The sequence below is a fragment of the Hoeflea sp. EC-HK425 genome, from assembly GCF_902498795.1.
GTDB lineage: Bacteria > Pseudomonadota > Alphaproteobacteria > Rhizobiales > Rhizobiaceae > Hoeflea > Hoeflea alexandrii.
Genome location: NZ_LR701554.1, coordinates 1 through 9,039, shown reverse-complemented (window position 1 = coordinate 9,039; position 9,039 = coordinate 1). Strand labels below are relative to the sequence as shown.

8 protein-coding genes are annotated in these 9,039 nt (G+C 60.7%); 3 read left to right on the top strand and 5 right to left on the bottom strand.

The genetic code is table 11. From position 1 onward, the window contains the following. Positions 1-402: 402 nt before the first annotated feature. Positions 403-621: a hypothetical protein gene (locus tag SPHINGO391_RS01305; RefSeq protein ID WP_152007227.1), complete on the top strand. Its 219-nt coding sequence runs from the start codon at positions 403-405 to the stop codon at positions 619-621. 8 nt (positions 622-629) lie between these two features. Here SPHINGO391_RS01305 and SPHINGO391_RS01300 read toward each other — a convergent pair whose 3' ends face one another. Together SPHINGO391_RS01300 and SPHINGO391_RS01295 are read right to left on the bottom strand one after the other, a co-directional pair. Continuing rightward, positions 630-3,194, bottom strand: coding sequence for a relaxase/mobilization nuclease domain-containing protein (locus SPHINGO391_RS01300; RefSeq protein WP_152007226.1), 2,565 nt, complete (start codon positions 3,192-3,194; stop codon positions 630-632). Then, entirely contained in the window at positions 3,184-3,552 is a 369-nt protein-coding gene (locus SPHINGO391_RS01295) for a plasmid mobilization relaxosome protein MobC (RefSeq protein ID WP_152007225.1), read from the bottom strand. Before SPHINGO391_RS01295 ends, SPHINGO391_RS01300 begins: the two co-directional genes overlap by 11 nt. A 481-nt stretch (positions 3,553-4,033) precedes the next feature. Here SPHINGO391_RS01295 and SPHINGO391_RS01290 point away from each other — a divergent pair, with 481 nt between their 5' ends. Both SPHINGO391_RS01290 and SPHINGO391_RS01285 read left to right on the top strand, forming a co-directional pair. Beyond that, a complete protein-coding gene (locus tag SPHINGO391_RS01290; protein WP_152007224.1) occupies positions 4,034-4,717 on the top strand; it encodes a ParA family protein in 684 nt (227 codons plus the stop codon). Continuing rightward, positions 4,714-5,094: a hypothetical protein gene (locus tag SPHINGO391_RS01285; protein ID WP_152007223.1), complete on the top strand. Its 381-nt coding sequence runs from the start codon at positions 4,714-4,716 to the stop codon at positions 5,092-5,094. The genes SPHINGO391_RS01290 and SPHINGO391_RS01285 overlap by 4 nt, the downstream gene beginning before the upstream one ends. A 26-nt stretch (positions 5,095-5,120) precedes the next feature. Here SPHINGO391_RS01285 and repC read toward each other — a convergent pair whose 3' ends face one another. The 3 genes from repC to repA all read right to left on the bottom strand — a co-directional run bounded on the left by repC (position 5,121) and on the right by repA (position 8,701). Further along, a complete protein-coding gene (repC, locus tag SPHINGO391_RS01280; protein WP_152007222.1) occupies positions 5,121-6,335 on the bottom strand; it encodes a plasmid replication protein RepC in 1,215 nt (404 codons plus the stop codon). A gap of 198 nt (positions 6,336-6,533) precedes the next feature. After that, positions 6,534-7,541, bottom strand: a complete 1,008-nt coding sequence (gene repB / locus SPHINGO391_RS01275; RefSeq protein WP_152007221.1) for a plasmid partitioning protein RepB — start codon at positions 7,539-7,541, stop codon at positions 6,534-6,536. Further along, a complete protein-coding gene (repA, locus tag SPHINGO391_RS01270) occupies positions 7,538-8,701 on the bottom strand; it encodes a plasmid partitioning protein RepA (RefSeq protein WP_244615072.1) in 1,164 nt (387 codons plus the stop codon). The genes repB and repA overlap by 4 nt, the downstream gene beginning before the upstream one ends. Positions 8,702-9,039: the final 338 nt, after the last annotated feature.

The window sequence follows — 9,039 nt, the reverse complement described above, 5'->3', positions numbered from 1 at the left end:
CGGAACCTCGTCGGCAAACGATCTGGTGTGCCCGAAAGGGGCACCGATCGAAGACCAAGAATGAACGAAATCAGTCGTATAGGGATTTTTGGAAAAGGGATTGACGCCCGCGCGACTAGAGACCCGACCATAAGGTCAAGGAGATAGTGCCGTTACAGGTCGGCACTCGTACCCGTGTACAAGGGTTTCCACGCCCTAAAGCAGCGCGTCACTGCTTCATCCGTGAGTCTAGGCGATCACGCTGCGCGGCGCAAACATTCAGACGCAAAAATGCCGACTGAATTCAGTCCGAAGATAAGATTCTGAACATGGTTCCCCCGATACCCGCCAACCGATATCGCTGGAATTCATCACGAGGGAAACTGACAGCGGGTTGTGCTGCGCCGACGGAGAGTAAACGCCATGGATGAGACCACCGAGACGATGACGATTTCCAACCGAAGCGATTTCGCCCTTTGGGCCATAGAGAGGGCGAAGGCGATTGTCGCCGAGGAGGGTGGCAACCTTGCGATCGCCACCCGGGACCAGAGCGACGATGAGATTGCCGCCTCGGCCAATGCGCTTGGCCAGGCCATCGTCAACGCCCTCCTGGAAGTCTTCGACGGCCTGATGCAGGAATAGGAACGCGCCTACCGTTCGGCCCCGTCCCGGTCATTGCCGCGCTGTCGCTCCTGTTCCGACCGCCGCAAGATCTGCTGGCGCTGCTCGTCCTGGGCAGCCTTCGACGCACCGGCCTGCTCTCGCGCCGCGCGGGACGCGCGGCCGGCGGCAATTGCCTGCTGCTGAGCGGCAATCGCGGGATCGACGGTTGCCGGCGCCGGTCGGTCCTGGGCGCGCGCCTCGTCGATGCGGGCCGTCGGCGGCGTATCCCCTGCCCCCGCTGTGTCGTTGACCGAGCGCATCTGCTGCATCTGGATGTCGCGGCGCTGCTCTTCGAACAGCGCGGAGATTTCCTTGCGCATCTCCTCGACGGCCTGACGTTCTGCGCTGCTGTCGACCATCGTCTCCAGGCGGTCCATGGATTTGTTCGCCCGCGAGACGCGCTCGTCGAACTGTTCCAACGATAGGGGCATGGCCTTTTCCTTCTGCTGTTGAATGGTCGCGATCAGGGTTTTGAATTCCGCCAATGGTTCGTCCGGCGACGAAGCCGACTCCTCGGCCAACGCATCGAATTTCTTCTGCAGCCACGGCGACGGCGCACCATGCGTTGCGGAGCCTGCCGCCTCGATGACGACCGCGGCGCGCAATCCATGCGCAAGCAACCGCGCCTGAACATCTACGGCGACGGAACGCGTCTCCGGACCGGGGCCAAGCTCGTCGTTCTGCTTGGCCAGCTCGCGCTCGATCTTGCTGACGCTCGCAGTCGTGGGCGCCAGGACCTGGACGGATTTCCCCTCGGAGGAAATCAACTTGGCCTCGACGCCGACGGCCTCCTCGACAATCACCGCCATCGTCTCGCGTTCCATGGCCTGTTCGACGTCCAAACGGAGAAGGACGAAGCCGCTGGCCCGAGCAGCGGTATGCCGTGCTTGAGCAGTGGTCGCGGCTGCGAACCGGTCGGCCGCCGCGATCACCGAAGGCTCCGCGCCGGCCCGCTGCAGGGCGCTCGCGGTCGCCTGCCATTTCGGGGCAAGCGCGAGGTTGCCATTGGTGAGCGACGCACGGTCGACGACGCCGGCGCGCTTGCGTTCGACGCGCTTCGTGACCGCCGGCGTCTTGAGATAGCGCGGATCTTGTCTGCCGCGTGCATAGGCGCCGGCCTGCGCCTGGCTATAAGGCCGCGTGGCGGCCACATCCGCGCGCCGGGTGGCGACCATGGCGATGCCCTGCTCCCGCGCCTTTGCCGCGAAGCGCTCGCGCCATTCGTACAGCTCCGGTTTGGTGAGCCGCAGCGCCTTGCCGACATCGTCGCGCGCCGAGATCATCGCGTGGACATGAACATGCCCGGTTTCCGGGTGATGGGCGGTGATCCAGCGATGCCCTGCGACCTGCTCGCTGAGAAAATCCCGAACGGCGCGGCTCATCGCCTCCGGATCGGTTCCGGCGCGCGCGGAAAAAATGACATGGAAAGCATTGCGTGGCTCGACGGTGCGAATATGCGAGGACCAGGCCCGCCAGATGCCGTCGGCCCTGTCCTTGACGCTGGAGCCGGACTTGACCGGATCGCCTTCGCTTGTGGTGATGGCCTTCTCCGTGCGCAGGAACTTTTCGAGGAAGTAGCGGCCGGATTTTTCCGATACCGCCGCCCCGAGAATACGGACCTCGGCGGAGACGCCGGTGTCGGCCAGACGGCGAGCAAAGTCCGCCTCCGCATTTTCGACGACGCGCGCCGGCCCCTCGCCCTTCTCGCGGGCCTTCAGCGCGCCGGCGATCCGCTTGGCCGGCAGATCGGTCACCGCGAAAACAGAAACCTGTCCGTGGGCATGCCGGGAGTACAGGAACGGTTTCGAGTTGAAGGCGGCGTTCAGGGCGTCGTGAAGGGTGGCATCATCGACCTCATCGGCAAGCTTCATGGAGAAGTTGGCCAGCGCGTTGACCGCATATGCCTCGCGGAAATCTGCAGCCCATTCGGCGAGCGCCGCCGCCCGGTCCTCCCGGCTGGAAATCGCAACACCGTCCTGATCGTAGATCGAGATGTCGACCTTGCCCTTATCGCCGTTTTCCGTTTCGACCTCGCGCGTGCCGAGATAGGTCATCAGGCCGGCGGCCGACGCTCGGCTGGACACGGTCGACGTCACCTTGATCACGACCGGCTGTGCGCCGGCGGCGATTGCCGCCCGGCTTACCGTTTCGGCTGAAGCACGACCCATTGCCGCCTGTCGCGGGGCGGCCGGCGCGGTCGCGGCGGAACCGCCGCCCCCTCCCCCGCCGGCCGACGTCCGCAGCTCGTCCTCGTCTTCGCGATTGCCGCCACCATCCAGGCAACCGACGAGCGCGATGACGCCCTGTTGCGATGACGCCGGCGCCTGCAGGATGGATGCGATCGTCGGCTCATTTTGGGGGCTGGAAGCCCCGGCCGCAGCTTTTTTCGCGATTCCCGTGGCAACGAAGCGCTGTCCCGGTTCCCTGGCCGACAGAGCGACACCACTGGCTCGCCGCCGGCGCAGTTCCTCTTCCTCGTCTATCAGCGAGGCCGCGCGGCGAGCGGATAATGCCTCGATCTCGAAGAGTAGACCGGACCAGTCATGCGCCATGGCCAGCTCCCTTCCGCTGCTTGCGGCTGATGCACAGCATCAGATCAACGTCGGCGCGCAGCCGAAACACACCGCCGGCGAGCTTGCGCAGAGCGGCTTCGAGATGTGGTTCGTAACCGACCCGCCCCTCGTTCATCGCCCTGACCGCCTGATTGAGGTTGATGCCGATGCGTCGAAGTTCCTCATTCGTGCCACGCAGGGCGTCTGCCTCGGCCGGTCCGACCGGGAGCGGCAGGCCCGCTTGCTCGCGAAACAGCAGCCGGATGACGTCGCTGGCGGTGCGGCTTTCTCCGCAAAGCGCGGTGAGCGCCTCGCGCTCCTCCGGCTGAAGTCGGACCCTCACCACCTCGCTGCGCATGTCTTCCTTCCCGCTTGCCACGTTGCCGGAGGCGACCCAGAGCGCCAGAGGCGCGAACTACTGCCCTGCCGGAGGCGGGGCAACGTCGAGTTTGTACCACAAACTTGACTATCCTGCCACAGATAACTAAACTATATTTTATTCATCAAAACAGCTTCAAACGGACAAGCGCTCTCGATCCCCCGGCCACGACGAGGCTTCACCGCCGATGCGCGTCACATTAACAATTGCCCGTTGTTCGTGCTCCAATTAACAGCGGCATCGCGGTTAATTGGCAATTACTCATTGACAACGGTTAGTTACCAACGGGCAATTGCTCATTATCAACGGTCAATTGATGATTATCCGTTCACCGTTGCCCGTTGTCAGTGGGCAGTCATCAATCGTCAGTCATCAATGGGCAATGAACAACGGGCAGTGATTTCGTTGCGGAAAGGAGGCACAGGAGTTAAGTATAATTTACTTCAACGAAGGAGCCACAATGATCGTCACCATCGCCAACCCGAAAGGCGGAACCGGGAAAACCACGCTCGTCCGGGCGTTGTCAGGAACGGCCGCCCATGCCGGCAACGACGTCTTCCTCATCGACGCCGACAGCCGGGCGAACACGATGCGCTGGGTCACGATGTCAAAGCAGATGAACGTCTGGCCGGACCGGCTGGAGGCGGAAAGCTGCCTCGACCCAAACCGAATCTACAAGATGGCGCTGGAACGCCAATTCGAAGGAAAGATCGTCTTTATCGATATTGAGGGAACGACGAACGAAAACCTGTTCGCCGGTCTCTACTGCGCCGACATCGTTCTGATCCCGTTGCAGACGACCCAGGACGATGTCGTTGCCGGCATGCAGCTCGCGCTCAACCATATTCCAGTCGTCGAGGAAGACCAGAAGCGCAAGCTGCCGGCGATAATCGTGATCAACCAGCACGATCTCGTGACCGGCCGCGCCAAGGCCCATGAACCGCTGCGCGAAATCCTGCGGGAGAGCGGCGTTGCCCTTTCGTCGCAGCCGATCGCCCGGCGCGCCGCCTATCAGTCGATCGGCGCCGCCGGCACGCTCCAGACCGCCGCGAAATCCGATCCGAAGGCAATCGCCGAAATGGAAACGCTCCTCGACGAGCTGCTCACCCTCTATAGGTCGACGGCGAAAGAGGCTCTGCTATGACCGAAGGATCGGACAGCAAGAACCTCGTCCTCGGGCTGATCTCGACCGGCCGCGACCGGCCATCCGTGCGCGAAAAGCCGGTGGCCTCCGCTCCCCCGACGACGACTGGCGATGATGCCGGCGAATCGCCTATAGCGGCGGGCGCCCGGACTCGGTTCCGCGACCTGGTCGCCAAGGGCGAAAGCCGCGATCCCATCGCCGGCAAGCGCTTCCGCGATACCGAGAAGGTCACGACCGGCATCCATATCCGTGTTGAGGTCCACAAGAAGCTGAAGATCCTCGCCGCAATCGAGCGACGCAAGTTCAACAGCTACATCGAGGAGGCGATCGACGACTATCTCGTGAAGATCTCCGATCGGATTCCCGACATTTCGTGATAGGGCCGAGATGCGGAAGCGGACTATCATGCGCGCCGCTTCTCGTCTCCGGCATTTGCTCGCAGCGCCGCCATCAGCATCGGCCCAAGGCCGAATTCGCCACGTGCAGCCTTGCGGGTGAGATCGCGCAGATAGCCGCCGGGCGACGTGATATGTTCGGCCCGCTCCAAGATGCAGGCAACGGCGATCGCGGCGTTTTCCGGTCCCATCACCCCGCACGCCTCCTCATAGGCCGATGGACTGACCCCCAGCATCGATCGAACCAGGACAGCGGTCGCCATCAGGTCGCGCCAGCTCTCAATTCGGCCGGCGGCCGCGTAGTCGGCAATCTGCGGGCACGCCCTCAGCACCAACGATAGCGGGAATGCCTTCAGTGGTTCTGCAATTCGTTTCGGTTTCTGGCTCGACATTTCGCCCTGCTCTTTTTCAGAGCTAGGTTCAAGTTCATTGAAGGATTCGGGTTTTGAATTCTGTATGTGACATCCGTCATGGCGGTCATTGACGTCCGTTTTTTGTGCTTTTACCTGAATTTCCAAGCGGTTGATGATTTCCTCACGCAAAAGCTCCATTTCTTCGAGCACAGCATCGACGTCTTCGCGGCGAGGAGAGCGTGGAAGGCGGGCCATCAGGCCGATGAACATGGTCTCGATCGTCGCCCAATCGCCATCTGCGCCCTCTTCCATCGCGGCTGAGATCAGCTTGCGGACGTCGCGCCGGCAAAGCGACAGAGCTTCCTTGGCGCGCTTGAATCGAAGGCGCTCCGCGGCGACCTGTTGCGCGAGGTTCGCAAGCTCGGCAGCGCGAGCAAGCAGGGGTGCCAGACTGAAGCCATAGGCGGCCTCAATCTCCCCTCCCCTGCCCCGATGTGCGTAGCGCTTGCCGTTCGGGCTGTCGCGACGTTCGATCAGTCCGGCGTCCACCAGCGCGGCAAGATGCCGGCGCAAGGTTGTGCCGGCAATACCGTGGGCGCGCATGGACAACTGGCTGTTCGAAGGGAACACGACGAGGCCGCCGCTTTCATCGCAAAGTTCATCGCTCGGATAAAAGCTCAGCAGCGCCTGCAGCACGGTGAACGAACGATCCTGCAAGCCGAAGACGTCCTTCGCCTCGCCGACGTCGTTAAAGACTTTCCACTTGTTGACCGCCTTGCTCGGACCGCGATCGGCTGTTTCGAGCTGGCCCTTCACCAAGGCGAGTGTCATCGGCCGCCCGTGGGGCGTCGTTACACGTCCTATCTGCATTTCCTTCACCTTTCAAAAGGCAAAAGAAATCTGCTCACCAAAACGGTGCCAAAGACTCTTGACTGTGATTCGTGGAAATGCGATTCTCGATCTTGCTACAGAATACGAGGAAGGCTTCCACGGGTTACCGATTGGGGGCCTTTTTCTTTTGCGGTTCGATCCTCTCCATCCAATCCTACGTCAAAACACCAAAACCTATCAGCTCTCCATCGAAGCCTGATACTCGCGATGAAGCTGCTCAAGTTTGCCGATCACATAATCGCCGAAGGCCGGCGACGCCTTCTCGTCGAAAGTGACATTGAGAGCCTTGGAAGATCGCTGCACCGTCGCAAGCTTCTGCCCACTTTCTGACTTGATCGTCTCCGGTTTGGGCCCCTTGCGTTTTGCGGTGAGCGCATCCATCACCTGCGCGAAGCGGTCATCGGTGTCAGCCGCATGGAATTCTCGGCTCTGAAGAAGAGCGTCAAGGGCCTTCGGCTTGCTTGCTGCGAGCTTCTCAGCCAATCCCATCCAGCGCGGCCGCCCGGCTTTCGGGGCCGGGCCGATTGCCTCGATGATCGGCCTGGGTACGGAATGAGCTACACTCATGAGCTTCGAGAGCTGCGTTTTCTCCATCCCTAACGCAGACATGATCACCTGGCGGTCGAAGCCTCGTTCTTCTAGGGCGACAGCAAACAGGCCACGCTCGATATAGCTAAGGTCGGTTCGTGATGCGTTTTCCTGACCTTGCGCTACAACCAACTCTTCGTCGGAAAGGTTTTGGACGACCGCCTTGACGGGGCGTCCCAGCGTCGTCGCTACACGCACACGCCTATGGCCAAACACAATCTGGTATCGGTCAGCCTTTTCAGGATGCGGCCGCAACAAGACCGGGCTCCTCTGACCAGACTGGCGGATCGCTTCAAGCAGTTCCTTGAACCCCTCACCGTCATCCGGGAGACGATCTGCCACAAATGAGCTGTCGATCTTATCTGGGGAAATATCGACGACCGCTGCTCCTTCTGCGATCAGAGCACGCGCCTGATCGGCGGCACTCACGATATTGCCGAGCGATCGGCCCATCGCGCCAACCGCACCGGATCGGATGTGCTGAAGTTTCTTCTCCGGAGCCATTTCCGCTTCCTGCTCGTCGACTTCGGAGTTGCCATGTGGCAACTCGCTGTCTCTCCTGGAAAGCATGGCTTTGAGCGTATCCTTGCGGCTCATGTCACCCTCCCCCAAGCCTGCTTCATCAGGCTCTCGATTTCCCCATTGACGGCGTCGAGCGACTCGATCGCTCTGTCATATGTCGTCTTGGCAAAATTCTCGCGGCCGACCTCATAGAGGGACTGCTTCGACAAACCAGCGTCGGAAATCGCTGTCGATTTCAACATCGTGTTGGTGAGCACCCTTTCGCGAAACAGCGACCGCATAAAACCGACCATCTGCGCCTGGGGACCATCAGACGGTTCGTAGCGCGTAACGACATAGCGGATGAAGTCGTAGTCGAGATCACCGCCGGCGTCCTGTACCACACCGAGGAGGTCAGATGTCATGAGGAGGAACTGGCACATCGACATGACGTCCAGCATCTGCGGATGGGCAGTGATCAACAATCCCGTGGATGCGCAAAGCGCGCCGAGTGTCAGAAAGCCGAGTTGGGGCGGGCAATCGAGCACCATCACATCGTATCGGTCCTCCACCGAACCAAGCGCCGATGCAACGCGCCCAAAAAAGGGCTCCGTGGAACGCTCTGCAAGCGCTCGCGGAGTATCGTGCTCGTACTCCATAAGCTCCAGATTACCCGGAACGAGATCAAGCCCGGTGAAGTAGGTGGGCTTGATAATCTCCGCGAGGGGGCGCCGTTTTTCGTCGTAACGGATTGCGGCGTACATGGTCTCATTCGCCTCGACGTCATACTCGGGCTGATATCCATGCAGGGCAGTCATGGAGGCTTGCGGATCGAGGTCGACAGCCAGAACCCGATATCCTTGAAGCGCGAGATATTGGGCGAGATGAGCAGCAGTGGTCGTCTTACCGCTCCCGCCCTTGAAATTGACGACGGCCATGACCTGGCAATGCTCGCCCGACCGACGCCGGGGAATGTAATTCTTGCTCTTGGAATTTTCGTCCAGGACGGCACGAATCTCGTTAATCTGGTCGAGGCTGTACCATCGTCTGCCGCCAGAACCGATACTTGGCTGAGGCCCCTTACCGCTCAAGGAAAGCTGACGAAGGTAGGCATCGCCGATGCCTATAAGCTTCGCAGATTCCACGGAGGAAAAGGACCGAAGCGTCTTTTTCGACACCGGTGGGAAAAGCGCTTTGCGCATGGCAAGTAGCTCTTCGGAAAGCGCAGCACCATCGCCCGCGATGACATCGGTCATCAACGGCTTCGGTGCCTCAGTCAGGGCGGCTTGACTACGAGCCTTCAACATAACTACGAAAATTCTCCAAAGTGGGCGAATAAGTCGTAGGCGAGAATGCTCCGAGTCGCAATCGTTGGCAAGGAAAATAGGGTTAACAAAACCTTAACGTGATTTGTTGATCGTTGCCATGCAATGAGCGCTCCTATTTTCGAGGTGTTTTCGGACAGAGTTGCCATGTGGCAACTCGCCAGAACGCCTGAAAATCAAGGGGTGTACGCAGTTGCCATTACAAGCGGCCCTCCAGGGAGAGGGATAGGGGTTTGGGGAAAGGGAGGAGGGAACCGTCCCCTTTCCCC